General features: G+C 72.1%; 24 protein-coding genes. 11 read left to right on the top strand and 13 right to left on the bottom strand.

Annotated elements, in window-relative coordinates:
• The first annotated feature begins 14 nt into the window (after window positions 1-14).
• Complete coding sequence (locus tag IQ210_RS42030; RefSeq protein ID WP_194084529.1) at window positions 15-887, top strand: LLM class F420-dependent oxidoreductase; 873 nt, start codon at window positions 15-17, stop codon at window positions 885-887.
• 115 nt (window positions 888-1,002) lie between these two features.
• Here IQ210_RS42030 and IQ210_RS42025 read toward each other — a convergent pair whose 3' ends face one another.
• Window positions 1,003-1,905 (bottom strand): alpha/beta fold hydrolase, encoded by a 903-nt coding sequence (locus tag IQ210_RS42025; RefSeq protein ID WP_194084528.1) that lies wholly within the window; start codon window positions 1,903-1,905, stop codon window positions 1,003-1,005.
• Between the two features lie 149 nt (window positions 1,906-2,054).
• Here IQ210_RS42025 and IQ210_RS42020 point away from each other — a divergent pair, with 149 nt between their 5' ends.
• Window positions 2,055-2,648: a YdeI/OmpD-associated family protein gene (locus IQ210_RS42020; protein ID WP_322658130.1), complete on the top strand. Its 594-nt coding sequence runs from the start codon at window positions 2,055-2,057 to the stop codon at window positions 2,646-2,648.
• 15 nt (window positions 2,649-2,663) lie between these two features.
• On the opposite strand, the gene IQ210_RS42015 is transcribed toward IQ210_RS42020, so the two are convergent.
• Genes IQ210_RS42015 through IQ210_RS41980 form a run of 8 tightly spaced genes read right to left on the bottom strand, consistent with a single transcriptional unit; the run spans window position 2,664 to window position 10,729 of the window.
• A complete protein-coding gene (locus tag IQ210_RS42015) occupies window positions 2,664-3,821 on the bottom strand; it encodes a sialidase family protein (RefSeq protein WP_194084526.1) in 1,158 nt (385 codons plus the stop codon).
• The gene (locus IQ210_RS42010) at window positions 3,818-4,597 is read right to left on the bottom strand and encodes an HpcH/HpaI aldolase family protein (RefSeq protein ID WP_194084525.1); all 780 of its coding nucleotides are present in this window, start codon (window positions 4,595-4,597) and stop codon (window positions 3,818-3,820) included. Before IQ210_RS42010 ends, IQ210_RS42015 begins: the two co-directional genes overlap by 4 nt.
• Window positions 4,598-4,620: 23 nt before the next feature.
• Window positions 4,621-5,601, bottom strand: coding sequence for an aldo/keto reductase (locus IQ210_RS42005; protein ID WP_322658112.1), 981 nt, complete (start codon window positions 5,599-5,601; stop codon window positions 4,621-4,623).
• A complete protein-coding gene (locus IQ210_RS42000) occupies window positions 5,598-6,464 on the bottom strand; it encodes an ATP-binding cassette domain-containing protein (RefSeq protein ID WP_194084524.1) in 867 nt (288 codons plus the stop codon). The genes IQ210_RS42005 and IQ210_RS42000 overlap by 4 nt, the downstream gene beginning before the upstream one ends.
• On the bottom strand, window positions 6,461-7,318 hold the full coding sequence (locus IQ210_RS41995) for an ABC transporter ATP-binding protein (RefSeq protein WP_194084523.1): 858 nt from the start codon (window positions 7,316-7,318) through the stop codon (window positions 6,461-6,463). Before IQ210_RS41995 ends, IQ210_RS42000 begins: the two co-directional genes overlap by 4 nt.
• Window positions 7,319-7,321: 3 nt before the next feature.
• Window positions 7,322-8,218, bottom strand: a complete 897-nt coding sequence (locus IQ210_RS41990; protein ID WP_194084522.1) for an ABC transporter permease — start codon at window positions 8,216-8,218, stop codon at window positions 7,322-7,324.
• Between the two features lie 3 nt (window positions 8,219-8,221).
• Window positions 8,222-9,151 (bottom strand): ABC transporter permease, encoded by a 930-nt coding sequence (locus tag IQ210_RS41985; RefSeq protein ID WP_194084521.1) that lies wholly within the window; start codon window positions 9,149-9,151, stop codon window positions 8,222-8,224.
• 3 nt (window positions 9,152-9,154) lie between these two features.
• Window positions 9,155-10,729, bottom strand: a complete 1,575-nt coding sequence (locus IQ210_RS41980) for an ABC transporter substrate-binding protein (RefSeq protein ID WP_194084520.1) — start codon at window positions 10,727-10,729, stop codon at window positions 9,155-9,157.
• A gap of 210 nt (window positions 10,730-10,939) precedes the next feature.
• Here IQ210_RS41980 and pdxA point away from each other — a divergent pair, with 210 nt between their 5' ends.
• From pdxA to IQ210_RS41965, 3 genes are all read left to right on the top strand, one after another.
• A complete protein-coding gene (gene pdxA, locus IQ210_RS41975; protein ID WP_194084519.1) occupies window positions 10,940-13,288 on the top strand; it encodes a 4-hydroxythreonine-4-phosphate dehydrogenase PdxA in 2,349 nt (782 codons plus the stop codon).
• A gap of 78 nt (window positions 13,289-13,366) precedes the next feature.
• Complete coding sequence (locus IQ210_RS41970) at window positions 13,367-14,176, top strand: DeoR/GlpR family DNA-binding transcription regulator (RefSeq protein ID WP_194084518.1); 810 nt, start codon at window positions 13,367-13,369, stop codon at window positions 14,174-14,176.
• A complete protein-coding gene (locus IQ210_RS41965) occupies window positions 14,176-14,865 on the top strand; it encodes an SDR family NAD(P)-dependent oxidoreductase (RefSeq protein ID WP_194084517.1) in 690 nt (229 codons plus the stop codon). The genes IQ210_RS41970 and IQ210_RS41965 overlap by 1 nt, the downstream gene beginning before the upstream one ends.
• Window positions 14,866-14,916: 51 nt before the next feature.
• Here IQ210_RS41965 and IQ210_RS41960 read toward each other — a convergent pair whose 3' ends face one another.
• A complete protein-coding gene (locus IQ210_RS41960; protein WP_194084516.1) occupies window positions 14,917-15,558 on the bottom strand; it encodes a TetR/AcrR family transcriptional regulator in 642 nt (213 codons plus the stop codon).
• A 135-nt stretch (window positions 15,559-15,693) separates the two neighbouring features.
• Between IQ210_RS41960 and IQ210_RS41955 the strand changes: the two genes are divergently transcribed.
• Genes IQ210_RS41955 through IQ210_RS41940 form a run of 4 tightly spaced genes read left to right on the top strand, consistent with a single transcriptional unit; the run spans window position 15,694 to window position 20,316 of the window.
• On the top strand, window positions 15,694-16,596 hold the full coding sequence (locus tag IQ210_RS41955; protein WP_194084515.1) for a metal-dependent hydrolase: 903 nt from the start codon (window positions 15,694-15,696) through the stop codon (window positions 16,594-16,596).
• A 23-nt stretch (window positions 16,597-16,619) separates the two neighbouring features.
• On the top strand, window positions 16,620-17,687 hold the full coding sequence (locus tag IQ210_RS41950) for a PDR/VanB family oxidoreductase (protein ID WP_194084514.1): 1,068 nt from the start codon (window positions 16,620-16,622) through the stop codon (window positions 17,685-17,687).
• A 35-nt stretch (window positions 17,688-17,722) separates the two neighbouring features.
• Window positions 17,723-18,574, top strand: a complete 852-nt coding sequence (locus IQ210_RS41945) for a M24 family metallopeptidase (protein WP_194084513.1) — start codon at window positions 17,723-17,725, stop codon at window positions 18,572-18,574.
• The gene (locus IQ210_RS41940) at window positions 18,571-20,316 is read left to right on the top strand and encodes an SDR family oxidoreductase (RefSeq protein WP_194084512.1); all 1,746 of its coding nucleotides are present in this window, start codon (window positions 18,571-18,573) and stop codon (window positions 20,314-20,316) included. The genes IQ210_RS41945 and IQ210_RS41940 overlap by 4 nt, the downstream gene beginning before the upstream one ends.
• Window positions 20,317-20,364: 48 nt before the next feature.
• Here IQ210_RS41940 and IQ210_RS41935 read toward each other — a convergent pair whose 3' ends face one another.
• Window positions 20,365-21,486, bottom strand: a complete 1,122-nt coding sequence (locus IQ210_RS41935) for a fatty acid desaturase family protein (protein WP_194084511.1) — start codon at window positions 21,484-21,486, stop codon at window positions 20,365-20,367.
• A gap of 7 nt (window positions 21,487-21,493) precedes the next feature.
• Window positions 21,494-22,549, bottom strand: a complete 1,056-nt coding sequence (locus IQ210_RS41930) for a ferredoxin reductase (protein WP_194084510.1) — start codon at window positions 22,547-22,549, stop codon at window positions 21,494-21,496.
• Between the two features lie 86 nt (window positions 22,550-22,635).
• Here IQ210_RS41930 and IQ210_RS41925 point away from each other — a divergent pair, with 86 nt between their 5' ends.
• Window positions 22,636-23,775, top strand: a complete 1,140-nt coding sequence (locus IQ210_RS41925; RefSeq protein WP_194084509.1) for a PucR family transcriptional regulator — start codon at window positions 22,636-22,638, stop codon at window positions 23,773-23,775.
• Between the two features lie 16 nt (window positions 23,776-23,791).
• On the opposite strand, the gene IQ210_RS41920 is transcribed toward IQ210_RS41925, so the two are convergent.
• Entirely contained in the window at window positions 23,792-25,054 is a 1,263-nt protein-coding gene (locus IQ210_RS41920) for an alpha/beta fold hydrolase (RefSeq protein WP_194084508.1), read from the bottom strand.
• Between the two features lie 221 nt (window positions 25,055-25,275).
• Between IQ210_RS41920 and IQ210_RS41915 the strand changes: the two genes are divergently transcribed.
• Window positions 25,276-26,394 (top strand): sensor histidine kinase, encoded by a 1,119-nt coding sequence (locus IQ210_RS41915; RefSeq protein WP_194084507.1) that lies wholly within the window; start codon window positions 25,276-25,278, stop codon window positions 26,392-26,394.
• Window positions 26,395-26,464: the final 70 nt, after the last annotated feature.

Raw genomic sequence — 26,464 nt, 5'->3', positions numbered from 1 at the left:
GGGAAACGCCACTCATGACCGACAGCCTCAAGGAAACCGTCGGACGGTACGGCATCTGGAGCAGCGGCCTGCGCTACTCGGACCCGTCCCGCAACGGTGAACTGGCGGAGGTGGCCGCGGAGTTGGAGGAACTGGGCTACGGGGCGCTCTGGCTCGGCGGCAACACCTCCGCCCGCGACGCCGTCCCGCTGGTCGAGGCGACGTCCCGGATCGTGGTCGGCACCAGCATCCAGAGCATCTGGGAGCACGAGCCCGCCGCCTCCGCCGCGAGCTTCGCCGAACTGGACTCCGCCCACCCGGGCCGCTTCGCCCTGGGCCTCGGCGTCAGCCACGCCGGGTTCGCGGAGCAGTACCGGCGGCCCTACTCGGCCTTGGTGTCCTACCTGGACGCCTTGGACGAGGCGGGCCATTCCGCCGACCGGCGCCTCCTCGCGGCCCTCGGTCCGAAGACCATCGACCTCGCCCGGGACCGCGCCGCCGGCTCCATCCCGTACCTGGTCACCGCCGACCACGCGGCCGCGTCCCGCGAGCGCCTGGGCGAAACCCCGCTGCTGGCCCCGGAGTTGAAGGTGGTCCTGGAGTCCGATCCGGCCCGAGCCCGTGCCCTGGCGCGCGACTACCTCGCCATCTACCTGACCCTCCCCAACTACACCAACAACTTCCTGCGCAACGGCTTCACGGAGGACGACCTGGCGAACGGCGGCAGCGACCGCCTCATCGACGCGGTCTACGCCTGGGGCGACGAAACCCGGATTCGTGCCCGCATCGACGAGTACATCGCCGCGGGCGCGGACCACGTGGCCCTCCACATCGTGGACGGCAGCACACCAACACAAGAGACCCTTCCGCGGGAGGCCTGGAGCAAGCTTGCTTCGCTGCTGACGTGAGGTCTCGTCGGCGACAACAACTCTCACGGCGTCACTGTCGTGAACGCCGAGTAGGGGTTAGAGCGACGGTGCGGTGGCCGCTTGCGTATGTGCGAGCGGCCACCGCTCGTTGGGGTCAGCGGAGGAAGTCCAGCAGGGCCTTGGTGAGGGGCTCGGGGACTTCTTCGGCGAGGAAGTGGCCGGAGTCGGGTATGACGATGCCGGTGACGTCGGTGGCGACCTTGCGCATGTCCTCCGCCGGGGCGGTGCCGGTGCTGTACTCGCCGCCGATGGCCAGGACCGGGACGGTCAGCGGGCCGTCCTCCTTGTGCCAGCGCTGGAACTGCTCGGCGGTCTCGCCGAGTTGGCGGTAGACCTCGAAGCTGGCGTGTCGGGCGCCGGGGTCGCGCAGCGCGTCGACGTAGACGTCGATGGCGTCCTGGGGGATGGCGTCGGGGCGGGCGGCCTTGGAGGTGAACTGGTGCCCGTAGTAGATCTCCTCGCGGCCGGCGACCATGCGGTCGTTGATCTCGGCGAGGCTGTTGAAGGCGAAGTGCCACAGGAACTCGTTGGTGGCCGCGTCCATCATCAGCGGCGGCGACGGAGAGAAGCCCGGCAGGATCGCCTCGCCGACCACGAGACGGGTGACGCGGTCGCGGTGCTTGGAGGCGAGGGCGTGGCCGACGAGGAGGCCGTGGTCGTAGCCGGCGACGGCGAAGCGGTCGAAGCCGAGGCCGGTCATGAGGGCGGCCATGTCGTCGGCGGCGGTGGCGCCGTCGTAGCCGGTGGCGGGCTTGTCGCTGGCGCCGGTGCCGCGGACGTCGGCGGCGACGACGGTGAAGTGCTCGGCCAGGGCGGGCATGACGAGGCGCCAGTTGTACCAGAACTGGGGCCAGGCGGGCAGGAGCAGCAGGGCGGGGCCGCTGCCGCCGACGACGGCGTGCAGGGTCAGGCCGTCGTCGGTGGTGACGGTGCGGCTGGTGAAGGTGTCGGTGAACCCGGCGGGCAGACCGGGGACCTCGGTGACGGTGAAGGACATGGCGGGGCCTTTCCTGGTGACGCACGGGTGGCGGGCAGAGGCGTGCTGAAGCGGTACGGCGTCACACTGAAGCGGATAACGTATCCATTTGAATGCAGCATAAGCGGATGACTTATCCGGTTGACGATGGGGGTGGGACCACGCGCCGGGTGTGGTTGGCTGCTGGGGTGGCTCAGGACTTGGAGATCGTCGCGTTCGAATCCGCCGAGGCATTCGAAGCGTGGCTCGGTGAGAACCACGCCGTCTCGCCCGGCGTCTGGCTCAAGCTGCGCAAGAAGGCCCCGGGGATCGTCGCGCTGGATTACGCCCAGGCGCTCGACGTGGCTCTCTGCTATGGCTGGATCGACGGCCAGAAGGCCGGGTTCGACGACCAGTGGTGGCTGCAGCGGTTCACCCCGCGCAAGCCGAACAGCAAGTGGTCCAAGAACAACCGGGACAAGGTGACCGCCCTCATCGAGCAGGGGCGGATGCGGCCGCCGGGACAGGCCGAGATCGACCGCGCCAAGGCGGACGGCCGCTGGGAGGCTGCCTACGACGGCGCGAAGACCGCCACCGTGCCGGAGGATCTCGCGGCAGCCCTGGCCGCGAACCCAGCCGCGGCGAAGTTCTTCGAGACGCTGGACGGGCAGAACCGCTACGCGATCCTGTACCGCGTCCAGGACGCCAAGAGGGCCGAGACCCGGGCGCGCCGGATCGAGAAGTTCGTAGCGATGCTGGCGCAGGGCGAGAAGCTGCATCCGTAGTCAGGGCGCCGTTCGTCACCGGACCCGCGGCGTGAGCTGTATGTGGCGGATTTCTTTGCGGTGGTGGGTGTACGCGATGTGCAGGTCACCGTTCGGGGCCTGCGTCACGGACGGATACGACAGCTCGCGGTTGAGGCCGTCCCGGGAGTTGTTGGTCAGGCAGTAACCGTCGCCGGTCACGAGGTCGGCGCGCAGGGGCCACGTGTGCCCGCCGTCGGAAGACACCGCGAGGCTGAGCGGAGCGCGCGGCGCGCCCCAGAACGCGGCCGAGGGGGCCTGGCGCACCGCGGTGGTCGTCGAGGCGCCGTCGGTGAGTCCGCCCGCGTCGTCGATCTCGTCGTAGAGGGAGACCCGGCGGTCCGTGGCGTCGGCGGCGCTGCTGTGGTTGTAGACGAGGGCCAGGCGGCCGTCGGACAGCGGGACGTACTGGATCGACGAGTTGTTGTTCGGCACCTCGAGCGGCTCGGGCTCGCTCCAGGTGTCGCCGTCGTCCGACGACAAGGAGCGGTGGACGTGGTCGGCGCGGCGGCTGCGGTAGAGGGCGAGCAGCGTGCCGTCGTGCAGGCGGTGGACGTTCATGTGGACCAGGCCCGTCGAGCCGGGCACGGGCTGTTCGCGCCAGCTGCGGCCCTCGTCGTCGCTGACCATCACGGCGCTGGTGTCGAGATCGCCGGACCACTTCTCGCCGGGGATGACCACACAGCGGAAGATCGGCAGCAGCAGTCGGCCGGTGGGCAGGACGACCGGTGGCTGGCGGACGAAGACCCCGCCCTCACCGGGCGTGGCGGGGAAGAGAGTTCGGGTCGCGTCCCACGTGGCACCGCCGTCATGGCTGACGCGCAGCCGTACCTCCGCGGTGTCCTGGTCGCCACCGCGCTGGGCGGTGTGCAGCAGCCACAAGGCACCGGACGGCGCGGGGAAGAGGATGGGGTTCTGCTCGGAACGGGTCGGGTCTTCCGAGAGCCGGACCGGCTCGGTCCAGACTGTGCTGCCGGGGGCGAGGCGTGCGAACCATACGGCGATGTCGGCCATGCCTTCCTGCGTGCCGCCGAACCAGACGCAGCCGAGGTCCCCGCCGGGCAGCACCGTGAGGTTCGCGGCGTGGCTCTGCACGGTCGGCGCGGGCAGGGTGGTGTCGGTACGGGTGTAGGCGTCGAGGAGTGCGGTCGTCACAGCGTGGCTCCAGGGGTGCGGGCCGAGGTCAGGTGTTGGCGTGCGGTCTGTTCGAGGTGGACCAGGTCGCAGGCGACGGTCGCGAAGGTGAAGCCCTCGGCGAGGCGTTTGGCGGCGCTGGAGCCGTCGGGGTTGTGGATGCCGGCAGCGACGCCCGCGGCGGCGGCCGCCTCGCGGACGGTGACGAGCGCGGCCTCGAAGGTGTCGGCCAGGGCGGGGTCGGTGGAGGTGGCACCGCCGAGGGCGATCCGCAGGTCGGAGGGGCCGACGTAGATGCCGTCGAGGCCCGGGGTGGCGCAGATCTCCGCGACGTTGGCGAGCCCTTCCGCCGTCTCGATCATGGCGAGGACGACGGTGGCGTCGTGGGTGTCGGCAGGGTTGGGGCCGATCCGCAGCGCCGAGCGCATCGGGCCGTAGGAGCGGCGTCCGTGCGGCGGGTAGCGGACGGCGGCGACGGCGTCGGCGGCCTGCGCGGCCGTGTCGACCAGGGGCACGATCACCCCGGTCGCCCCGGCGTCCAGGGCCCGGCCGATCGGCGCGGGGTCGTTGGCCTCCACCCGGACCATGCCGACCGCGGTCGAGCCCTGGCAGTCGACGGCGAGGAGGTTGTTGAGCATGCCGGAGTAGCCGAACAGGCCGTGCTGGGCGTCCAGGGCGACGTAGTCGTAACCGAGCCGGGCGATGCGTTCGGTGGCCACGGGCGCGTCCAACAGGCACCAGTAGCCGAGGAGTTGCTCGCGGGCGCGGAGGGCGGCGGTGAACTCTGCCGGGGTCATGGGGATTCCTTCGCGTCGAGGGCTCAGCGGTTGTAGGCGGGCATGGGGCCGCGCAGCGCGGCGCCGACCGCGTCGCAGGCGGCGGTCACGTCGGCCGGCAGGGGACCGGCCTGGGCGGCGGCGATGTTGGCGCGCAGGTGCTCGGTGCGGGAACCGCCGAGCAGCAGGGCGTCGGTCGAGTCCCGGTCCAGCAGCCAGCGCAGGGCCAGTTCGGTGAGCGGGACACCGGCTTCCGCGGCGATACGGGTGAGTTCGGCGACCGCTTCGAACAGGCGCGGGTCCCAGTAGCGGGCCCGGTACATCTCCGCGAGCCGGGAGTCGGCGAACCGCCCGGAGTCGGGGGCCTGTTCGTAGTGGTGGCGGCCGGTGAGGAGGCCGCCGCCGAGCGGGTTGTAGACCATGGTGCGCAGCCCGGTGACGGCGGCGTACTCGACGTATTCCTCCTCGATCCGGCGCGCGAGCAGGTTGTGCAGCTGCTGGGCGACGACCGGACGCGGGGCGCCCACCTCGTCGGCGACGCGCACGAGTTCGGCGATCTGCCAGGCGGCGAAGTTGGAGACGCCGAGGGCGCGGATCTTGCCCTCGGCGACGAACTCGGCGACCGTGGCGAGGGTTTCGGCGAGGGGCGTGGCCCGGTCGGGCTGGTGCAGATAGAACAGGTCGACGTGGTCGGTGCCCAGGCGCTTGAGGCTGCCCTCCAGGGCGGCCCGCAGTCCCGCGGCGGACAGGGGAGCGTGGTCGCCCTGGTCGGGGTGCGGGATGCCGGCCTTGGTGGCCAGCACGATCCGGTCGCGGTGGGCGGGCAGCAGCTCGGCGAGGATGCGTTCGCTCTCCCCGCCCGCGTAGCCGTTGGCGGTGTCCACCCCGGTGATGCCGGCGTCCAGCGCCGCCGCGAGCATGTCGGCGGCGCCCGCCCGGTCGACGGTGTCGCCGAACGTCATGGTGCCCAGGACGAGACGGGACAGGGGCAGGGGTGCGTTCGGCAGTTCGATGCCGGTGGTCACGTGCCGGTTCCTTCCGATGAGAGGGCCGCCGCGGTCGGGGCCGCCGCCGCGCGGGGTTTGAGGCCCCGGATCGCCGTGGGGTCCAGGGCGGCGCGCCGCAGCGCGCGGGTGTAGGGATCGGTGGGCGAGGCGAGTACGGCCGCGGTGGGACCGCTCTCGACGACGCGTCCGGCCTTGAGGACGACGATGTCGGTGCTGATCTCGCGCACCACGCCGAGATGGTGGGCGATGACGATGTAGGTGATGCCGGTCTCCGTCTGCAACTCCCGGAGCAGGTCGAGTACTTGGGCCTGCACGGACACGTCGAGGGCGGAGGTGGCCTCGTCGCACACCAGCAGGTCCGGTTCCGAGGCCAGGGCGCGCGCGATGCCGATGCGCTGGCGCTGTCCGCCGGAGAACTCGGCCGGCCGCCGGTGCAGTGCCGAGCTCGGCAGTCCTACCCGGTCGAGGAGTTCGCCGGCCCGGCGGTGCCGCTCGGCCTTGTCCTTCACCCCCGCGAGGCGCAGCGGTTCGGCCACGATCTCCTCGGCGGTCAGATGGGGGTCGAGGGAACCGTAGGGGTCCTGGAAGACCATCTGCACGCGGCGCCGCAGCGGCCGCAGCCGCCGCTCGGTCAGCGTGGCGAGGTCGGTGCCGTCCAGCACGATCCGTCCGGAGGCGGGCTTGAGCAGCCGTACGATCGCGCGGGCGAGGGTCGACTTGCCGCAGCCCGACTCGCCGACGACGGCGAGCGAGCCGCCGCGCGGCACGCTGAAGGCGACGTGGTCGACGGCGCGCACCGGGCCGGCCGGGGTGGGGTAGTCGACGACGAGGCCCTCGACGGTGAGGAACGCGTCCTGGTGCGCTGCGGTCGGCTGGCTCATCGTGCGGCTCCCAGTGGGGTGTTGTCGTCGGCGAGCCCGTCCTCGTCCCACGGCCCGAGGCCGGGAACGGCCGCGAGCAGCCTGCGGGTGTACGCGTGCTCGGGCCGTTCGACGATCTGCTCGGCCGGCCCCGATTCGACGAACCTGCCCTCCTGCATGACATGGATGCGGTCGGACACCAGACGTGCGACACCGAGGTCGTGCGTGATCATCAGCATGCCGACGCCGGTGCGTTCCTGGAGGTCCATGAGCAGGTCGAGGACGCCTGCCTGGACGGTGGCGTCGAGGGCGGAGGTCGGTTCGTCGGCGACCAGCAGCTGCGGTTCGGCGGCCAGCGCGATGGCGATGAGGATGCGTTGCAGCATGCCGCCGGAGAACTGGTGCGGGTACGCCTTCCAGCGCGTCTCGGGCTTGCTGATCCGTACCTGGTCCATCAGGTCGGTGCCGCGTTCGCGGGCCTCGGCGCGGGACAGGCCGGGGTGGCGCAGCCGCAGGGCGTCGCCGAGCTGCCGCCCCACGGTGTGGACGGGGCTGAGCGCCGTCATCGGGTCCTGGGGGATCAGGGACACGGTGCGGCCGCGCGCCCGCCGGGCCGCGTCGGGGTCGGCGACGACGTCCTCGCCGCCGATGCGGGCGGCGCCCGACAGCACGGCGAGCCCCTCGGGCAGCAGCCGCAGCACGCCCATAGCGGTGGTGGACTTGCCGGAACCGGACTCGCCGATGAGCGTGACGGTCTCGCCGTGCCCGACGGTGAAGCTCACGCCGTCGACGGCGCGGACCACACCGCGCTGGGTGACCAGTTCGATCTGGAGGTCCTCGACCTCCAGCAGCGGGTCGTGAGCCGGAGAGGCCATGGCTCAGGCTCCCTTCTTCGTACGGACCCGGTCGCGCAGGCCGTCGCCGAGCAGGTTGACGCCGACCACGAGGAGGGCGATGACCAGGCCGGGGAGGGTGACCAGCCACCAGGAGGTGGTGATGTAGTCCTGGCCGTCGGAGATGATGCGCCCCCAGGTGGCGAACGGCCGCTGCGGTCCGGCGCCCAGGAAGCTCAGCGCGCTCTCCAGGAGCACCGCCTGGGCGAGCAGCAGCAGGACCACCAGGCTGGCGGGGCGCACGATGTTGGGGACGATGTGCCGGGCCAGCACGGACCAGCTGCGCATGCCGAGCAGCCGGGCGGCGGCCACGTACGGCTTCTCGCGTTCGACGAGGACCAGGGAGCGCGTCAGGCGGGCCACCTCGGGCCACTGGGCGATGGCGATCACGCAGGTGATGACGGTGACCGACGATCCGAAGAGCGCGACCACGAGCAGCAGCATCATCAGCAGGGGCAGCGCCAGTTGGGCCTCGAGGAAGCGGCTGACGACCGCGTCGACCCAGCCGCCGAAGTAGCCGGCCGCCGAGCCCGCCGCGATCCCGATGAGCCCGGAGACGAGGACCGCGAGAACGCCCACCGTCAGCGACACCTGACCGCCGTGCAGCAGCCGGGACAGCAGATCGCGGCCGAGCTGGTCGGTGCCGAACAGATGCCCGTCGGTGAACGGGGCCAGCCGGCGCCGCGAGAGGTCCTGGGCGTTCGGGTCGGGCAGCGGCAGCATGCTCGCCAGGGCCACCGGCAGGGCGACCAGGGCGGTGCAGACGGCGCCGGCCCACAACTTGATGCGGGCGCTGCGCTGTTGGCGGGCGGCGGTGGAGCCGGCGAGATGCCGGTCGGTGACGGCGCTGGGCCGCTCCGCAGTGGCCACGGTGGTGGTCATGGCTCAGGCCGCCTTTCCGAGTCGTACCCGCGGGTCGAGCAGCGGGTAGGCGAGGTCGACGAGGAGTTGGACGAGGATGGCGAGGGTCGCCGTGACCAGGACGGTCGCCTGGATGAGCGGGTAGTCGCGGGTCTCCAACGCCCGTACGACGAGGGAGCCGACGCCGGGCCAGCCGAAGACGACCTCGACCACGACCACGCCGTTGAGCAGCGCCGCGAAGCGGGTGCCGACCGCGGTGACCAGCGGGACAGCGGAGTTGGCGAGGGCGTAGCGCCAGGTCAGGGCCCGCTCGGAGACACCGCGCGAGCGGGCCACGGTGATGTACGGCGAGGCGAGCGCGGTGGTCATCTCGCGCCGTACCAGCCGTGAGATCAGGGCGAGTTGGAGGATCGCGATGGTGACCGTGGGCAGGATCAGGCCGCTCCAGGACGTGAACCCGGACGCGGGCAGCACCGGCAGCAGCACGGCGAAGACGGTCAGCAGCATCACGCCGGTCCAGAAGTCCGGCATGGACTGTCCGGCGATGGTGAGCACGTTGGCGCCGAGTTCGCGCGAGGTGTCCGCGCGGCGCGCCATCCACACGCCCAGCGGGACGGCGACGGCCACGGTGACGGCGATCGCCGCGATGGACAGCGTGATCGTGTACGGCATGCGGTCGAGGACGACGTCGAGCGCGGAGGAGTGGAAGGAGTAGCTGGTGCCGAGATCGCCGGTCAGCAGGTCGCGCAGGAAGATGCCGTACTGGGTGATCAGGGGCTGGTCGAGGCCGAACTGCTCGCGGATGCGGGCCAGGTCGTCGCTGGTGGCGGTCGGGCCCGCGTACGCGGAGGCAGGGTCGCCGGGGGCGAGCCGGACCAGCACGAACACGGTGGAGATGGTCAGGAAGACGGTGAGCAGACTCTGGCCCAGGCGGCGGGCGAGGTATTTCGACACGGCTCAGCCCTCCAGCCGTACGGCGGTCAGGTCGTAGGAGTTGACCGGCAGCAGCCCGATGCCCTCGACGCGGGTGCGGCGGGCGAGCAGGGTCTTGGGGACGAACGCCCACATGCAGGGCCAGGTGTCCCACACGGCGTGCTGGGCGGCGGCGAGCTTGCGGTCCCGGGTGGTGGTGTCGGTCTCGGTGGCGGCGTCGGAGATCTGCCGGGCGATGGCCGGGTTGACGTAGCCCATGAACGCGTCGCCGGTGCGCTCGTCCTCGGCGGTCCCCGCGTACATCGCCTGGAGCATGGTGACCGCCTGGCCGGTGGGGCCCGGGAAACCGTTGCCGATGACGTCCCAGTCGCCGCCCTTGCCCTGGCGCCACTTGAGAATGTCGCCGCCGGGCTCGAACTGGAGCAGGGAAGTGCGCACGCCGACGTCCTTGAGCATCTCGGCGACCGCCTCCATGACGGAGGTGTCCGCGGCGAACTCGCCCGACTCCCACATGATCCGGATCTTCAGGTCGTCGGCGCCCAGCGACTTGAGCAACTGCCGTGCGCGGCCGGGGTCGTGGACGAAGCGGCCGGTGCGTTCGGCGCCCTGGAGGGAGAGCGGGACGACGCCCTCGGCCTGCTCCGCCGAGTCGGTGAGCACGTCCCGTACGAGGGACTCGCCGTCGATGGCGTACGTCAGCGCCTGGCGCACCCGGGGGTCGGACAGCGGATGGCTCTTCGGCTTGCGGAAGTTGTAGAAGAGCTGGCATATCCGCACCCCGGACGTCTTCTCCAGGTGCACGCCGGGCAGGCCGGTGAGCTGTTCCGCCGAGTCGGGGGTGATGGTGTCGATGACGTCGAGTTCGCCACTGCGCAGGGCGACGACCCGGCTCGACTCCTCCGGCACGAAACGCACGCGGACCCGCTCGACAGGCGGCCGCCTGCCCCAGTAGTCGGGGACGCGGGCCAGGGTGTACTCGCCGGCCCCGCTGTTGGCGCTGACGACGCGGTAGGGGCCGGTGCCGACACCGGAGCGCAGCTCCTCGGGCCGGTTGTCCTTGGCCGGGGTGATGAGGATGTTGGCCATCAGCCGGTCCAGGACGGGCACCGGCTTACGCGTGTGGAGCCGGAACGTGCGCTCACCGGTTGCCTCGACGCTGGGCAGTTCGGGGAACAGACCGAGGATGAAGGAGCCGGCGACCTCGCCGTACATCCGCACGGCGGTCGCCACGTCCTCGACGGTCACCGGACGGCCGTCGGAGTAGCGGATGCCTTCGCGCAGCCGGACGCTCCAGGTGGTCGGCGCGGTCATCTCGAACCGGTCGGCGAGGACCGGCGTGGGCTTCATGCCCGGCCCGATCGCGGTGAGGGCCTGGCGCACGGCCCGCTGCACGGTCACCGCGGCGTCGAACTGGTTGAGCTTGTTGTCCAGGCTGACCAGCGAGCGGTTCAGCCCGAGGGTGAGCGTGCCGGGGCCGGGGGCGCCGGTCGGTCCGGCGCAGGCGGCCAGCGGGGAGAGGGCAAGGCCGGTGCCGCCCGCGGCGCCCCAGCGCAGCAGGGTGCGACGGCTCAGCGTCTCACTCGGGGGAGTTCGGGTCATCGTCGACCTCTCGGGGGTTCTGGTGCGGCGACCGGCTCGGGGCGGCGGCCAGGTTCCTCGGGACGCCACCGGTTTCTGTCGCGGCGAAAACCGTTCCATGCTTGCGCGGATCGCGCAAGAGGTCTCGCGCAGATCGCGCAGCATGTGTCATCATCGAGCCGCCGAGGCGCCCCGTGCGCCTCCCTTCGACCGAGGACCCAGGAGGCGGACATGCCCATCCCGCTGCACGGCACCCCGGCGCCTCGCCACCTCCTCGCCCTCGCCGACGACCTGTCCGGGGCGGCGGAGACCGCCGTCGCGCTCGGTGTCCCCGGCGGCCGCATCGTGCTCGGCCCCGCGCCGTGGTCCGCGCCGGGCAACGGCGAGCCCGTCGTGGTCGACCTCGACACCCGCAGCCTGCCCGCGGCCGACGCGGCCCGGCGCGTGCGCGAGGCCCTGACCGACGTACCCACGGACACCCTGGTCCTGAAGAAGGTCGACTCCCTGCTGCGGGGCAACCTCGCCGCCGAGACGTCCGCCTTCGCGACCGGCGCCGAGGCCGTCGTCGTCGCCACCGCCCTGCCGGCCCTGGGCCGCACGGTCCGCGGGGGCGTGGTCCACCTGGACGGCTTTCCCCTGCACACCACGGGCGCCTGGAGAGCGGAGGCCGCCGCACCGCCGAGGTCGGTCGCCGAGGCGCTCGGGGACAGCCGTACGACGGTCATCTCGCTGGACGCGGTACGGGGCGGCTCGTTGCCCCGTGCGCTGCGGGAGACGATCGCCACCGGACGCCTTCCGCTCTGCGACGCCGAGACCGACGCCGACCTGGACCTGATCGCCGAGACGGCCCTCGCCTGCGGGCCCGGTGTCCGGCTGATGGGCACGGGCGGGCTCGCCGCGGCCGTCGGGCGCCTGACGGCACCCGCACCGGCGACCGCTGCGCCATCGGTACGACGCGGGCGGCGGCCCCTGCTGGTCGTCGTGGGCACCGCCGAACCCACCGCGGTTGCGCAGATCGCGCAACTCACCGCGCGCGGTGCGCGACACATCGCCGTACCGCTCGACCAGCCGCTGTCGGACGTACGACCTTCCCTCGACGGCACGTCGGACGTGACCGTCCTCAGCATCGACAACACCCGGGGCATCCAGCCCGGTTCGGCCCTGCGAGCGGTGCTCACACTCGCGCGCCTCGCAGCCGACCACGCGCGCGACGCCGACCTCGTCCTGACCGGCGGCGAGACAGCCCGCCGGGTGCTCGACGCCCTGGACGTACGGCACCTGACAGCCCTCGGCCAGATCCACCACGGCGCCGTCCGCGCCGAAACACCGGACGGCCGCCATGTCGTCACCCGGCCCGGCAGCTTCGGCGACACCGACTCGCTGCTGCGCATCGCCGCGGCGCTCAAGCCGGACCTCTTCCACGTCGCACCGCACGACCCGGACCCCTTCCACCGAGCACCGCACGACCTGGACCTCTTCCACCGAGCACCGCACGACCTGGATTTCTCCCACCGCTCACCGCTCCACCCCTCACCGCAAGGAGACCCCCTGGTGAACGCCACCCCCACCGCCGACGACCGCAGCACACTGCCCCTCATCGCGGTAACCATGGGAGACGGCGCGGGCATCGGCCCCGAGGTGATCGTCCCGGCGCTGCTGCACCCAGACACCCTCGCCCGCTGCCGTCCCGTCGTCATCGGCGACGCCGAACGGCTGCGGCAGGCCGCCGCGATCCTGGGCGTCGACTGCGACATCGTGCCCGTGGAGAGCCCGGACGAGGCCGAGTTCACGCCGGGCCGCATCAACGTCGTCGACCTCGGCCTGCTGCCCGCCGACCTGCCCTGGGGCGAACTGTCCCCGGTCGCCGGCGAGGGCGCCTACCAGTACGTGCGGGTGGCCGCCGACCTCGCGATGAAGGGCGCCGTCCACGGCATCTGCACCGCCCCCCTCAACAAGGAGGCCCTGCACGCCGCCGGACACGTCTACCCCGGCCACACCGAGCTGCTGGCCCACCTCACAGGCGTGGACGAGGTGTCGATGATGCTGTCGACGCCCAAGGTGAAGGTCATTCACGTCACCACCCACATCGGCCTGATCGACGCCGTGAACCGCATCGAGCCCGGCCTCGTCGAACGCACCGTACGCCGCGGTCACGAGGCGATGGTCCGGGCGGGCGTCGCGAAGCCGGTCATCGGAGTGTGCGGCATCAACCCGCACGCCGGTGAGAACGGCCTCTTCGGCTACGGCGAGGAGGAGGAGAAGATCGTCCCCGCCCTAGAGGTGCTGCGCGCGGACGGCATCGACGCGCGCGGCCCGCTCCCCGCCGACACTGCCTTCTTCCTCGCCGGGCGCGGCGACTACGACCTGATCGTCGCCATGTACCACGACCAAGGGCACGGCCCGGTCAAGGTGTTGGGCATCGAGGCGGGCGTCAACATGACCGTGGGCCTGCCCGTCATCCGCACCTCCGTCGACCACGGAACGGCCTTCGACATCGCCGGGAAGGGCGTCGCCGAGGCCGGTAGCATGGTCGAGGCTCTGCGCCAGGCAGCCGAGATGTCGTCCGTACCGGCCCCCTGACCGGCGCGGTGACCGGGCCGGCGACCGGCCCCTGAGACCGCCGCCCAGCAGCCCACGCAGCGAAGGACCTCACGACAGATGTCTCCCAACGGCTCCCAGGCCCGGCGCGACCGGATCCTGCACCTGGCCACCACGACCGGCCTGACCAGCGTCGAGGAACTGTCCCAGCGCTTCGGCGTCACCGCGTCCACGATCCGCCGCGACCTCGCCAAGCTGACCGCCGACGGCCGGCTCGCCCGCACCTACGGCGGCGCCATGGCGCTGACCGCGCATCCCGAGGCATCGCTGCGGCAGCGTACCGGCGAGGCGTTCGAGGCGAAGCGGGCCATCGCGCGCCGGGCCGCAGCGGAGGTGCGCGCGGGGGAGACGGTCCTCCTGGACGCCGGATCGACCGTGGGCGCCCTCGCCCACGAGCTGCGCTCGGCGAAGGAACTCACGGTCGCCACCACGGGATTGACGGCCCTTCAGGAACTCGCCGATGTCGAGACGGTGCACGTCGAATGCCTCGGCGGCACGCTACGGCCGCTCAGCCAGGGTTTCGTCGGCCCGCTGACCGAGGCCGCGCTGGAACGTCTGACCTTCGACCGCGTCTTCCTCGGCACCGACGGCATCTCGCCCGAGCACGGCATCTGCGAGGCCGACCTGCGCCAGACCCGGCTGAAGGAACTGATGGCCCGCCGCGCCGACCACGTGTACGTGCTCGCCCACGCGGCCAAGCTCGGCCGTCGCCCCTTCCACGCCTGGGCGGCCCTGCCCGCAGGCTGGACCCTGATCACCGACGACGGCGCGGACCCGGCGATCGTGGCCGAACTGCGCGGGCGCGAGGTCGAGGTGGTCCTGGCGGAGGTGCCCCCGCCCGCGGAGCCGGAACACCAGGAGCCCGCCTGATGGCCGTCCAGGAAGGTACACGGCATGCCCTGGTCACCGGGGTCAGTTCGGGGATCGGAGCGGCGATCAGCCACCGCCTGCTGCGGGACGGATGGCGGGTCACCGGCATCAGCCGCCGTCCCCCGACGCCCGCGGACGGGCTGACCTGGCTCGAGGCGGACGTGACCGAATCCGCGGCGCTGGTCCGGGCCCTTGAGGGAGTGTCGGCTCCCGACGCGGTCGTGCACGCGGCCGGAATTCAGCGCTCCGCGCGGCTGGGTGCGCTCTCCGCCGAGGACGGCGAACTGATGTGGCGCGTCCACGTCCAGGCCGCCACGGTCCTCCTCGACACCCTCGCCGCCCGGCTGCCCGACGGGGCCCGCGTGATCCTCCTCGGCAGCCGCACCGCGACCGGCGTGCCCGGCAAGAGCCAGTACGCCGCGACCAAGGCGGCGCTGCCCGCACTCGCCCGCGCGTGGGCCGCCGAACTGGCCGACCGGGCCATCACCGTCAACGTCATCGCCCCCGGCCCGACCGACACCCCGATGCTGTCCGACCCCGGCCGCGCCGGCACGCCCCCGGTTCTCCCACCGCTCGGCCGGCTCGTCTCGCCCGACGAGGTCGCGGGCCTCACGGCCTTCCTCCTCGGACCGGAGGGCGGCGCGATCACCGGCCAGCAGATCGTCCAGTGCGCCGGGGCGTCACTGTGACAGGCGCGAAGCCGCAGTCCGGGTGAGCGGGCTGCGATCACCGCACGCCCGTCAGGCACGCTCCTGCATACGGCTCAGCAGCTGCTCGTACTGCTCCGTGTCGTCCAGCGTGACCATGACGATCTGATAGAACACGCGCTCGCACAGGTCGATGAGCTCGTCCTGCTCGATGTCCGGCTTGTCGAGCCAGGCCAGGACGACCTCCTCCATGTACGCCAGCCAGCCGGCCACGGACATACCGAGAGCGGGGCTGGCGGGCGCATCGGCCGCGACGAAGGCCTCGGTGATCCACCCCGCGAGCGTGGCCCGGACCGAGCTGTGCAGCGTGCGCACGGTGCCGCCGGTGTTGAGCCGGGTCACGGCGCGGTAGACCGCGGGGTGCCGGGCCACGTACGCGACGAAGGTCTCGATGCCGGTGCGCAGCTGCTCGACGGGGCTGAGGGACGGGTCGGGGCGCAGATGGGTGAGGAGTTCGTCCGAGGCGGCCTGGAGGATGGCGTGCCGGAACTTGCGCTGTGATCCGAAGTAGTGGAAGAGCAGCCCGGGCGAGACTCCCGCTTCGCCGGCCACGGACTCGACCGTGATGTCGTCGATCGTCTGCTTCTCCAGGGTCTGACGGGCGACGGCCAGGATCTGGTCGCGCCGCTCGGAAGGAAGCAGCCGGGAGCCGCGGGGCGTGGAGGAAGGAGCCATGCGCCCATCCTATTGACGGAAACTCAATAGTGCGTACTGTTGAGTAATCCTCAATAAGGGCTCGCCGTCCTGAGCCGGATCCGGCGCGTGCCCTCACCCCCTCCAGCCCCCTCTACGTGACGGAGGAGCGCTTCCATGTCCCCTGCCCAGCCCGCCGCCGGGTTCCCGGATCGCGAGCACGACAACCTCGTCCTGGAGCCGCGCGACGTCCAGTTCGACTGGTCGCGGCTTCCGATGCACTGGATACCGGGCGAGCCCATGGCCACCCACACCATCAACGTCCTGCACCTGCTGCTGCCCGAGGGCGAACGCTGGTTCGTCCGCGTCTTCAAGCAGGCCCTCCCGCTGATCACCGACTACCGGCTGCGGGAGGACGTCCTCGGGTTCATCGGTCAGGAGGCCATCCACGCCGAGGCCCACCAAGGCGTGGTCGATCACCTGCTGGCCAAGGGGCTGGACCCGGGGCCGTACCTCCGACAGGTCGAGTGGCTGTTCCACCGGGTGCTGGGGGACCGCCCGGAGTTCTCCGAGGAGCGGGCCCGGCAGCACGTCGTCGAACGCGTGGCGGTCATCGCGGCGATCGAGCACTTCACCGCCTTCCTCGGTGACTGGGTGCTCAACGCCCACGCCCTGGACGAGGCCGGCAGCGACCCGGTGATGCTGGATCTGCTGCGCTGGCACGGCGCGGAAGAGGTCGAGCACCGCAGCGTGGCGTACGACCTGCTGACCCATCTCGACCCGGGCTATGTACGGCGGATCCGCGCCCTGGGCATCGCCCTCCCCGTCCTGCTCGGGCTGTGGGTCCGCGGCGCGCGTTTCCTGATGGGCGCCGACCCGCAGCCCGCCGGGCGGCAGCGCAAGGCGACCTGGCGTGGATACCTCGCGGCGTCCCGGCGCGGGCTCGTGCCGGGACTGGGTACCGGCCTGCGCTCCGCGACGCGGTACCTCAAGCGCGGCTACCACCCCACCCAGGAGGGCTCGACCCGGCAGGCGATCGCCTACCTCGCCACGTCCCCGGCCGCCCGCGCCGCCCACTGACCGAACGAACAGGACCCCCGCTCATGAGCTCGCCGCCGCTCGACCTGTACGGCAGACCCCGCGCCGACCGCTTCATGCGGGCACTGACTGCCTTCGGCGACACCTACATCCCCTTCTCCACCCGGCCGTGCCGCCGCCGCACCCCCGCCGCCCGGACCACACCCCCGCTGAACCTGGTGGTCGCCGCCCGCCGCACAGAAGCCGACGGCGTCGTCTCCCTGCGCCTCGCCGCACCGGACGGTACGCGCCTGCCCGCCTGGCAGCCCGGCGCCCACCTAGACCTCCAGCTGCCCTCCGGCCGCCGACGCCAGTACTCCCTGTGCGGCGACCCCGCCGACCGCACGGCCTACCGGATCGCCGTCCGCCGCATCGAGACAGGCGGTGGCGGCTCGGTGGAGGTGCACGACGACCTGCCCGAAGGCACCCGGCTCACCGTGAAGGGGCCCCGCAACGCCTTCCCGTTCGCCGCCGAGCCCCGCGTGCTGCTCATCGCCGGCGGCATCGGCATCACGCCCCTCCTGCCGATGGCCCGCGAGGCCGCCCGGCTCGGCCTGGACTGGCGGCTCGTGCACACCGGCCGCAGCCGCGCCACCCTGCCGTTCACCGACGAACTGCGGCAACTGCGCGGCCCGGTCGAGATCCTGGCCGACGACGAACACGGCATCCCCGACGCCAGCGACCTGCTCAGCCGCGCCCAGGCCGGGGCCGCCGTCTACGCCTGCGGCCCCGGGCCCATGCTCGACGGCGTCCGGGCGGCCTTCGACGACAGCCCCGCCGCAGGCCTGCACTTCGAGCGCTTCGCCCCGGCCCCGATCCGCGACGGCCGCCCCTTCGAACTCCAACTGGCCCGCAGCGGCCGGACGTTGACCGTCCCCGCCGACCGCTCGGCGCTCGACGTGCTGAGCGAGGCCGTCCCCGCCGCCGCGTACTCCTGCCGGCAGGGCTTCTGCGGGGTCTGCCGCCAGCGGGTCCTCGCCGGACCGGTCGAACACCGCGACCGCCGGCTCACCGACGCGGAGCGCACGGCCGGCGAGATGCTCGTCTGCGTCTCCCGCGCCCCGGAGGGCGAACGCCTCGTCCTGGATCTGTGACCCGCCCCCGCACCCATGAACAGAAGGCCCCACCCATGACCACACAGGCCCGACTCGCCCCTGCCTTCCCCTACGACGCGACCGACATCGACCGCTTCCGCGAACTGCAACAGCTCGCCTACCGCTGCGCCGAGCGCGTCGCCGCCTGGCTCGAACCAGGGGTGACGGAGCGTCAGGCCGCCGCCCGGCTCCGCCGGGAGCTGGTCGCCGAGGGCGTGGAGGACTTCTTCCACGTGCCCTTCGCCTGGTTCGGCGACCGCACCGCCTTCCGGCACTTCAAGACACCGCTGCAGTTCTTCGCGGGCCGCCGGAAGCTGGAGGAGGGCATGCCGTACATCCTCGACTGCGCCCCCGTCGTCGACGGCTACACCGCCGACATCGGCTACGCCGGCAAGATCGGCGACAACCCGCTGTGGGACAAGATCGCCGCCGACCTGCGTGAATACCGCGAGCTGATCGTCCGCGAGGTGCGGCAGCGCAAGCCGCTCAACGAGATCTACACCGCCGTGGACGCACTCATCGCCCACCACGGCTACGACAACCGGCACAAGGTCTACCCGGGCCGGGTCATCGGCCACCAGGTCACCCGCATGACCGCCCGCGGGCCCGCCGGAGTGAACGTCTTCGGTTTCGGCGTCCGCACCCTGCAGACCCTGGGCCGCGAACTCATCAGCGAGCGCCTGCACGGCCGTTCGCCGCTGTGGGCGGACGGCCGGTCCTCGCGGCACGCGCCCACACCGGGACTGTGGGCGGTCGAGCCGCACATCGGATTCCACAACGTGGGCCTGAAGTTCGAGGAACTGCTGGTGGTCACCGAGGACGACGCCTACTGGCTCGACGACGACCTGCCCCACGTCCGCCGCTGGGCCGAGGCGAGCGCCCGATGAACCGCCGCACGGTCGTCTCCGGTGGCGTACCCCTGGCCGTGTACGAACAGGGCGACCCCACCGGCCCCACCGTCGTGCTCGTGCACGGCTACCCCGACACGCACCACGTCTGGGACGACGTCGCCGCCGCCCTCACCACCGACGGCTACCACGTCGTCCGGTACGACGTGCGCGGCGCCGGAGCCTCCGGAACACCCTCGGGCCTGCGCGGCTACCGGCTGCGGCAGCTCGCGGACGACCTGTTCGCGGTGGCCGACGCGGTCAGCCCCGACAAGCCGGTGCACCTCGCCGCGCACGACTGGGGCTCCATCCAGTCCTGGGAAGCCGTCACCTCACCCCAGGCGGCGGCCCGCATCGCCTCCTACACCACCCTGTCCGGCCCCTGTCTGGACCACGTCGGCCACTGGGCCCGCCGCCGCCTCGCCCGCCCCAGCCCCCGTCACCTCGGCCAGCTCCTCGGCCAGGCCGCGCACTCCTGGTACATCGTCCTCTTCCACGCCCCCGTGCTCGCCCCGGCCGCCTGGCGACTGGGCCTGGCAGGGCAGTGGGGCCGCGTACTGTCGTACGTCGAAGGGGTCACCCCACGGGCCGGGCACCCGCAGCCGACCCTCACCGCGGACGCCGTACGCGGCATCGCCCTGTACCGCGCCAACATGCTGCCCCGCCTGCTTCGCCCACGGCAGCGGCCGACCACCGTACCGGTGCAACTGGTCACCCTCACCGAGGACCACTACGTCAGCCCCGCCCTGAGCGACGACCTCGACCGCTGGGCACCGCGCCTGTGGCGGCGCACCCTCACCGCCGGACACTGGTCCGCGCTCTTGGAGAAAGGCCCCACCGTGGCACAAATGATCAAGGACCTTGCCGCACACGCGGATGGCGTGCCGGCCACCCAGGCACAGGAGAGGGCGGCCCGAGCGCGGCGGGGCACCTTCGCCGGAAAGCTGTCCGTCGTCACCGGTGGCGGCAGCGGCATCGGCCGGGCCACCGCCCTGGCCTTCGCCGAACAGGGTGCCGACATCGTGGTCTGCGATCTCGACCTCGACGCCGCCGAACGCACCGCCGAACTCGCCCGCTTTCTCGGCGCCAAGGCCCACGCCTACCGCGTCGACGTCGCCGACGGAGCGGCCGTCGACGCCTTCGCCGCCGAGGTGGCCGCCGCTCACGGCGTCCCGGACATCGTGGTCAACAACGCGGGCGTCGGCCACAGCGGCACCTTCCTGCAGACCACCGAGAAGGAATGGCGCCGCGTCCTGGACGTCAACCTCTGGGGCGTCATCCACGGCTGCCGTGCCTTCGGCACCCTCATGGCGGACCGCGGCGAGGGCGGCCACATCGTGAACCTCGCCTCGGCCGCCGCGTATCTGCCCAGCAAGATCCTCGCCGCCTACGCCACCAGCAAGGCCGCCGTCTTCATGCTCTCCGACTGCCTGCGCGCCGAACTCGCCCCCGCCGGCATCGGCGTCAGCACCATCTGCCCCGGCATCGTCAACACCAACATCACCCGCACCACCACGTTCTCCGGCCAGAGCGCCGATCAGCTCGCCACGACCCGCGACCGCGTCTCCGGCCTCTACGCCAAGCGCAACTTCACCCCGGACAAGGTCGCCCGCCAGATCCTGCGCGCCGTCCGCAAGGACAAGGCCGTTGTCCCGGTCACCCCCGAGGCGAGGGCCGCCCGCTTCCTGGGCCGCGTGTCCCCGGCCCTGCTGCGCGCCGCGGCCCGTTTCGACATCGGGTGACACCCGGAACGTGGTGAACGGCCGACCCGGTTCCCCCACCGAGGTCGGTCAGGCCGCGACGAGTTCCTTCTCGGGTTCCGGCGTCTTCACCACGGGCGCCTTCTTGTTCGGCAGTGAGAGGCGGACGACCTTGCGCCAGGCCGAGAACACCTGCTTGGGCAGCGGGCCGGTGACGTACTCCAGCTCGTACTTCTCGAAGAGCGCGCGGACCTTCACCGCGACCTCGGCGTACCGGTTGCTCGGCAGGTCCGGGAACAGGTGGTGCTCGATCTGGTGCGAGAGGTTGCCGGTCATGAAGTGCATCGCCTTGCTGCCGCTGATGTTTGCCGAGCCCATCATCTGGCGCAGGTACCACTGGCCGCGCGTCTCGCCGTTGATCGACCGGCGCTCGAAGACCTGGACGCCCTCGGGGAAGTGCCCGCACATGATCACCGAGTGGGACCAGAGGTTGCGGACCACGTTCGCGGTGAACGTGGCGGCGAGCGTGGGGAGGAACGACGGGCCCGACAGCAGCGGGTGGATCACGTAGTCCTTGAGCACCTGCTTGCGGATCTTGCGGCCCACGGCCTTGGCCCGCTCACGGAACTCCGGGTTCTTGCGGCGCCGCTTGTGCAGGTTCTTGCCGAGCTCCAGGTCGTACGCGGCGATGCCGTACTCGAAGAAGCAGGCGTTGATGAAGTTCCACAGCGGCTGGCCGAGGTGGAAGGGGTGCCACTTCTGGTCCTCGTCGACGCGCATGATGCCGTAGCCGAGGTCGTTGTCCTTGCCGATCACGTTGGTGTACGTGTGGTGCAGCTCGTTGTGCGAGTGCTTCCACTGGTCGGACGGCGAGACGTGATCCCACTCCCACGTGGTGGAGTGGATCTTCGGGTCGCGCATCCAGTCCCACTGGCCGTGCAGGATGTTGTGCCCGATCTCCATGTTGTCCATGATCTTCGCCACGGACAGACCGGCGGTGCCGAGCACCCACGCGGGCGGGAACATCGAGAACAGCAGTACGCCCCGGCTGACCAGCTCGAGCTTGCGCTGCGCCGCGATGACCTTACGGATGTAGGCGGCGTCCTTCTCCCCGCGGCTGGCGATCACCTCGTCGCGGATCGCGTCCAGCTCGCGGCCGAGCTCCTCGATCTGCTCCGCGGTCAGATGGGCGGTGGGGTCGATGGCGGTCAAGGTGTTCCTAACGCTCGATGTCGCAGGGGCCCGCGGCGGCGGACACGCAGGTCTGGATGAGGACGCCCGGCTCGGCCTCGGTGATCTCGCCGGTGCGCAGGTCGCGGACGGCGCCCGCCTTGAGCGGTGAGACGCAGCCGAAGCAGATGCCCATGCGGCACCCGGAGGGCATGAGCACGCCCGCCTCCTCGCCGACGTCCAGCAACGGTGTGGCGCCGTCCGCGTCGACGGTCTTGCCGGTGGTGCTGAACGTGACCTCGCCGCCGTCACCGGCGGCGACGATGGTGGGGCGGAAGCGTTCGGTGTGCAGGCGCTCCGGTACGCCGTGCTCGCTCCAGTGCTTCTCGGCGGCGTCGAGCAGGCCCGCGGGCCCGCACGCCCAGGTCTCGCGCTCGGCCCAGTCGGGCACGAGTTCGTCGAGACGGGTGATGTCGAGCATGCCGTGTGTGTCGGTGTGCACCTCGGTGAGCCGCAGCTTCTCGGCCGCGACCAGGTCGTGCAGTTCGCCGCGGAAGATCACGTCCTGCGGCTGTGGCGCGCTGTGGACCATGACGACGTCGTCGAAGTCGTTGTTGCGCAGCATGCCCATCACGGGCGTGATGCCGCTGCCGGCCGTCAGGTAGAGCACCTTGGCGGGCTTCGCCTGCGGCAGCACGAAGTCGCCGGTCGCCTGGTCGAGGTGGATCAGGGTGCCCGGTTTCGCCCTGCGGACCAGGTGGTTGCTGACCTTGCCGTCCGGGATCGCCTTCACGGTGATCGTGACGCGGCCGTCCGGGCGGTTGGTCGGCGAGGTGAGGGAGTAGGCACGCCACAGACGTACGCCGTCGACGTCGACCCCGATCCGCACGTACTGGCCGGCCGTGTGGCCACGCCAGCCCCGTCCCGGTCTGATCACGATGGTCGCGGCGTCACCCGTCTCGGGGTGCACGGCCTCGATGCGGCCCCGCAGGTCAGCGCCCGCACGCAGCGGGCTGACCAGGTCGAGGTAGTCCGACGGCAGCAGCGGCGTCGTGACCATCTCCAGCAGTTTCCACGCCCTGCTGCGGAGGGCTGCACTCGTCATGACTCCAGCTTGCTGTGCCTCAAGGCGTAAAGTCCTGACCGCAGGATGTGAATCTGGCCGGTTGAATTGTTCGCAGGGAATAAAACGTGAGTCATGCAGTCCGGAGGGCCAGCGAACTGGCCCTGGATGAGAAGACCGTCACCGCGCTTCGGGCCGAGCTGAAGACCACCGCCGACGAGGTCGTCCAGGCGATCATCGACGAGGTCCCTCCGTACGCCAACGCCCTGTCGGGCAGCATGGGCGGCACCATCCGCCGGGCCGTCCGCACCGCCCTGGGGCACTACCTGGACCTCGCGAGCGGCAACGCCACCGGCGGTGACGCCAGTGACGCGGCCTACGAGCTGGGCCGTGGCGAGGTGCGCGACGGCCGTTCGATGGACGCCCTGCTCAGCGCCTACCGCGTCGGCGCCCGCGTGGCCTGGCGATGCCTGGCAGCGGGCGCGGTACCCGCGGGTCTGCCTGCCGCCGAGGTCGCCAAGTTCGCCGAGCTGACCTTCGCCTACATCGACGAGCTCTCCGCCGCGAGCGCCGCGGGCCACGCCGACGAACTGGCCGCCCGGGGCCGCGCCCACGAACGCCACCTGGAGCACCTGGCCCGCGAGCTCCTCGCCGGCGCGAGCCCGGACGTGCTGCTGGTCTCCGCTCAACGGGCCGGGTGGCAGCCACCGGTTTCCCTGACCGCGGTCCTGGTGCCCGCCGCCCAGGCCCGGCCCGCCTACCGCGCGCTCGACCCGAGCACCCTGGTTCTCGACGATCTCCCGGACGCCACCGGTGTGCTGCTCGTCCCCGACGCCGACCGATCACGTCTCCTGCGGCAGCTGACCGACCGCACCGCCGTGGTCGGCCCGGCCCGACCATGGACCCGTGCGTCCGCCTCGTACGCACGAGCCGTACGCGCGCGCACCCTCTCCGCCGACATCCACGACACCGAGGACCACCTGCCCGAGCTGGTCCTGAGCGCCGACGCCGACGCGTACGCGGACCTGCGCGCCCGAGCCCTCGCGCCCTTGCGGACCTTGCCCGTCGCGACCGCACGGCGGCTGGAGGAGACGTTGCGCGAATGGCTGTTGCACCAGGGCAGACGGGAGGAGGTGGCGGCGGCGTTGTTCGTCCACCCCCAGACCGTCCGCTACCGCATGTCGCAACTGCGGGAACTGTTCCCGGATCTCGCATCACCCCAGCGGGTCCTCGAACTGACGCTGGCGGTCGGGCTTCGGCCCAGCTGACGCCGCCCGGCGTCGGTCAGTTGAGGAAGCGGGTGACGGCTCGCCGGTAGAGCGTCGGCTGTTCGGCGTCGATGAGGTGGCCGGCGCCGGAGACCGTGACCAGGTCGGCCTCGGGCAGGACGTCGGCGTACTCGCGGGCGATCCCGGGGTTCTTGTAGTCGCAGCTGCCGCGCAGCACCAGGACCGGGACGTGGACGCGGCGCAGCGCGGGGCGGGGATCGGGGACGTGCAGTTGGTCGGCGGTGGTGAGTTGGTTGGCGTAGAAGCCGGGGACGGAGGCGGGGAGGTCGGTCAGGGGGTGGTCGGGGTGGCAGGTGGCTGCCGGGGCGGCGATGTCGAGCAACTTGGCGAAGAGCGGGTCGAGTTCGCTGTCCGGGACCAGTGCGTGGGCGGCCCGCGGGTTGGCCTCCGCCAGCAGGGACCAGGCCAGCAGACGCGGGTTCGCCTCCAACTCGTCGATACGGCGTTGCTGGGAGGGAGTGAGCCGGTCCCAGATGTCGCCCTCGGCGCGGTCCTTCCAGGCCGGCGCCCACAGCACGCCTGGCGAGGTCAGCACCATGCGGGCGACCCGGTCGGGGTGGGCAGCGAGGTACTCGGCGGCCAGCGTGGCGCCCCAGGAGGCGCCCAGCAGGACGACGCGGTCGGCACCGATGCGGGCGCGGACGGCTTCGAGGTCGGCGACCTGGCGGGCGACGGTGTAGCCGGTGGGGTCGGCCAGGCGTCCGGAGCGGCCGGAGCCCAGTTGGTCGTAGGAGTAGACGTCGTAGCCCTTGCCGGTCAGGAGGGTCTCCACCGGGCTGGGGCCGTCGCCGGGGGTGCCGGGACCGCCGTGCACGACGATCACCGGGGTCGGCCGGGGCTGTCCCTGGGCCCGCTGCAGGGTGTAGGCGAGACGGGAGCCGGTCGGCAGGGTCCAGTAGCCGGTGGGCTGTGAGCGCGGGGTCGGCGGTGTCACGTCCAGCGGGCGGAACACGGTCAGGGCGGCCGCTGTCGAGGTGAGCAGCAGCACGGCCGCCGTCACCAGCGCGGTGACGCCCCGCCGGCGCACACCGCCGTACACCCCGGCCGCGCAGACCGTGATGAGCGCGGCCGTGCCCGCGCCGAGGATCAGGGTGAGGTGGGCGGTGACGGTGGCGGTCGCCCACAGGGCGGCGACGGCGGCGATCGGCGCGAGGAGCACGCCGCACGCGACGAGAAGGCCGCGACCGAGGAGACGGGCCGCCCTGTGGCGCGGCGGCGAGGGAACGCGGCTGTGCGAAAGGGGTTGAATCAGTGTCATGCCGTGATGCTCGGCCGGGCGGGCGGCCGGTGGCGTCCGCCGGTCGGACCGACCGGGTCCGCGCCCGGGGGGACGCGGGGTCCGCCTGCAAGGGGACACCCGGTTGAGGGGTCTTCCGTTCAAGGGCGCGGGCGGGCCGTCATCCAGGACGGATCGGGGACGCACGGGGATGCACCTCTCAGGAGGACGCCCGCTCCTCGTGCGGCGTCTAGCCTTTGGCTGTGGGGGAGTTGGGGAAGCGTTGGGCGTCCGACCACCGGGTGGAGCGGGGACCGTGGTGGGTGCTGCTCGACGTGGTGGTCGCCTATCTGTCGGCGGTGATCGCGATCGGGCCGTCGGGCCACACCGCCTCGGTGTTCGCGGGGCCGGTGGTCGAACGCTGCTGTGCGGTGGTGTGGTTCGCGGCGATCGTGGGGCGTCGCTTCGCGCCGGCGTGTGCGCTGTGGGCCGGGGCGACGGCGACGGTGGCGGCCTCGGCGGCCGGTGTCGAGATCACCAACGTGTCGCTGGCGAGTGCCCTCGCGCTCACCCTCGTCGTCCAGTCCCGTCCGGGCCGTACCGCCGCGGAAGTGGCCGTGTTGCCGGTCGTGGCGGTCGGCGTCGTTCTCGCGGGCGACTCGGACGCGTTCGTGCCGGCGGTCGCGGCGCATGCCGTGGCCTGGCTGGCGGGGCGGGCGCAGCGAGCCCGGTACGAGACGGGCGAGGCGCTGCGCGCGCACGCGAGCCGCCAGGCGGTTGCCGCCGAACGCGCCCGGATGGCACGGGAGTTGCACGACGCGGTCGGGCACGCGGTGACGGTGATGGTGACCCACGCGGGAGCGGCCCGGCTGGCCCTGGGCGGTGACGCGCCGCCGGTCCGGGAGGCTCTCGGCCGGATCGAGGAGGTGGGTCGGGGCGCCATGTCCGACCTGGACCGGGTGCTGGGGCTGCTGACCGACTCGTACGACCTCCAAGCCACCCTGAGCGGCCTCGTCGCCCGGCTTCCGGCCGACGTGACGGCCGAACTCCGGCTTCCGAGCCCGGACTTGCTGACGGTACTGCCCCCTGAGGTCGCCGAGACGGCCGGCCGCGTGGTGCAGGAGTCGCTCACCAACGTCGTCCGTCATGCCCGGCCCGCTCACGTGGTCGTCGCGATCCAGGTCACCGACCGCGGTGTGGAGATCGTCGTCACCGACGACGGCCAGGGCCCGGCGGCGAGTTCGCCGGGCGGGCGGCGGGGTCTTGCGGGGATGCGCGAGCGAGTCGTCGGCGTCGGCGGCACGCTCGACGCCGGACCCGTCGCCGCGGGTGGATGGCAGGTGCGAGCCACGATTCCGCCGACGCCGAAGGAGACACGATGACGAGGTCGAGCAGCCCGAGCGGCCTACGGGGCAGAGGCTCGTTCGATACGGCCGGCCGCATTCAACCTAC

This window comes from Streptomyces justiciae (assembly GCF_015163075.1).
GTDB lineage: Bacteria > Actinomycetota > Actinomycetes > Streptomycetales > Streptomycetaceae > Streptomyces > Streptomyces justiciae.
Note: the sequence above shows the minus strand (reverse complement) of the source record. Positions and strands in the feature narration are given on the sequence as shown.

What these genes read in the sequence shown, in the direction of transcription:
- IQ210_RS41965 (WP_194084517.1), top strand. Translation starts at nt 14,176, where the DNA reads ATGGCCGTCCAGGAAGGTACACGGCATGCCCTGGTCACCGGGGTCAGT.
- IQ210_RS42000 (WP_194084524.1), bottom strand. Translation starts at nt 6,464, where the DNA reads ATGAGCCAGCCGACCGCAGCGCACCAGGACGCGTTCCTCACCGTCGAG.
- IQ210_RS42010 (WP_194084525.1), bottom strand. Translation starts at nt 4,597, where the DNA reads ATGACCCCGGCAGAGTTCACCGCCGCCCTCCGCGCCCGCGAGCAACTC.
- IQ210_RS41920 (WP_194084508.1), bottom strand. Translation starts at nt 25,054, where the DNA reads ATGACACTGATTCAACCCCTTTCGCACAGCCGCGTTCCCTCGCCGCCG.
- IQ210_RS41995 (WP_194084523.1), bottom strand. Translation starts at nt 7,318, where the DNA reads ATGGCCTCTCCGGCTCACGACCCGCTGCTGGAGGTCGAGGACCTCCAG.
- IQ210_RS42025 (WP_194084528.1), bottom strand. Translation starts at nt 1,905, where the DNA reads ATGTCCTTCACCGTCACCGAGGTCCCCGGTCTGCCCGCCGGGTTCACC.
- IQ210_RS41990 (WP_194084522.1), bottom strand. Translation starts at nt 8,218, where the DNA reads ATGACCACCACCGTGGCCACTGCGGAGCGGCCCAGCGCCGTCACCGAC.
- IQ210_RS41980 (WP_194084520.1), bottom strand. Translation starts at nt 10,729, where the DNA reads ATGACCCGAACTCCCCCGAGTGAGACGCTGAGCCGTCGCACCCTGCTG.
- IQ210_RS41960 (WP_194084516.1), bottom strand. Translation starts at nt 15,558, where the DNA reads ATGGCTCCTTCCTCCACGCCCCGCGGCTCCCGGCTGCTTCCTTCCGAG.
- IQ210_RS42030 (WP_194084529.1), top strand. Translation starts at nt 15, where the DNA reads ATGACCGACAGCCTCAAGGAAACCGTCGGACGGTACGGCATCTGGAGC.
- IQ210_RS41940 (WP_194084512.1), top strand. Translation starts at nt 18,571, where the DNA reads ATGAACCGCCGCACGGTCGTCTCCGGTGGCGTACCCCTGGCCGTGTAC.
- pdxA (WP_194084519.1), top strand. Translation starts at nt 10,940, where the DNA reads ATGCCCATCCCGCTGCACGGCACCCCGGCGCCTCGCCACCTCCTCGCC.
- IQ210_RS41955 (WP_194084515.1), top strand. Translation starts at nt 15,694, where the DNA reads ATGTCCCCTGCCCAGCCCGCCGCCGGGTTCCCGGATCGCGAGCACGAC.
- IQ210_RS41950 (WP_194084514.1), top strand. Translation starts at nt 16,620, where the DNA reads ATGAGCTCGCCGCCGCTCGACCTGTACGGCAGACCCCGCGCCGACCGC.
- IQ210_RS41945 (WP_194084513.1), top strand. Translation starts at nt 17,723, where the DNA reads ATGACCACACAGGCCCGACTCGCCCCTGCCTTCCCCTACGACGCGACC.
- IQ210_RS41970 (WP_194084518.1), top strand. Translation starts at nt 13,367, where the DNA reads ATGTCTCCCAACGGCTCCCAGGCCCGGCGCGACCGGATCCTGCACCTG.
- IQ210_RS41930 (WP_194084510.1), bottom strand. Translation starts at nt 22,549, where the DNA reads ATGACGAGTGCAGCCCTCCGCAGCAGGGCGTGGAAACTGCTGGAGATG.